2 protein-coding genes are annotated in these 951 nt (G+C 35.9%); both read left to right on the forward strand.

What is annotated here, in order from left to right; translation table 11 throughout:
- The first annotated feature begins 111 nt into the window (after positions 1 to 111).
- Entirely contained in the window at positions 112 to 525 is a 414-nt protein-coding gene (locus B2899_RS11170) for a riboflavin kinase (protein ID WP_286885821.1), read from the forward strand.
- A gap of 1 nt (position 526) precedes the next feature.
- On the forward strand, positions 527 to 877 hold the full coding sequence (locus tag B2899_RS11175; RefSeq protein WP_286885823.1) for an NIPSNAP family protein: 351 nt from the start codon (positions 527 to 529) through the stop codon (positions 875 to 877).
- Positions 878 to 951: the final 74 nt, after the last annotated feature.

The following is a 951-nucleotide window of genomic DNA, read 5'->3' on the forward strand; positions in this document are numbered from 1 at the left end:
GAGCATTCTCTCTTCTTCCTCCTTACACTTGTCATTATTGACAGTACGGCATTGTGAAATTGCTGGATTGCAGGCGCAAAGCAGGCCCGTTACCGAAGGGGGGAATAGAGGATGGAATCTAATGCAGAAAAAAATAGATATATTGCAGGAAAAGTAATACATGGTGAAGGGCGAGGCAAAAAAATCGGCTTTCCAACAGCGAATATTGATTTTACTGACTGGCACTACCAGACAGGAGTATACGGTGTGCGAGTGTATGTAAATGATGCCTGCTATTATGGGGTTATGAATATTGGAGTAAAACCAACGTTTCATAAAAATGCTTCAAAAAATGTTGAAATTCATATTATTAAATTTAACGAAAATATTTATGGAAAACAAATAGAAGTAGAAGTTATTTTTAAAGTAAGAGATGAACAAAAATTCAATTCTGTGCATGAACTTATACGTCAAATAAAAAAAGATATAGCTTTTACCAAGCATAAATTTCACCAAATGGGGATGAATAGAAAGGAGCTATCTTAAAATGATCTTTGAATTACGCAAATATACCGCTATGCCCGGTAAAATGCCCGATTTATTAAAGAGATTTGAAAATCACACTTTAAGGTTATTTAAAAAACATGACATGAACATTGCAGGTTTCTGGTGTGCGGAAATCGATGATAACAGTGCCGATGAAATATTTTATCTATTAACGTTTAAAGATAGAAACCATTTAGAAACAAGTTGGAACCAGTTTTTTACTGACGAAGAATGGATAAAGGTTAAAAAAGAAAGCGAACAAAACGGACCATTGGTAGCTGGCGTTAAAAGTACGATTCTAAGAACGCCTGCATTTTTCCGTGAAGGTCATGAGGAAAGAAGGAGAGAGTAGAGGAAAAAAATTCAGGAAAGAAAAAGGCGAACGCCTCTTTCCACATTGAACTCCTCTCCTCATTCTTTCCTCTC

The organism is Aneurinibacillus sp. UBA3580 (genome assembly GCF_002375825.1).
GTDB classification, from domain to species: domain Bacteria; phylum Bacillota; class Bacilli; order Aneurinibacillales; family Aneurinibacillaceae; genus Aneurinibacillus; species Aneurinibacillus danicus.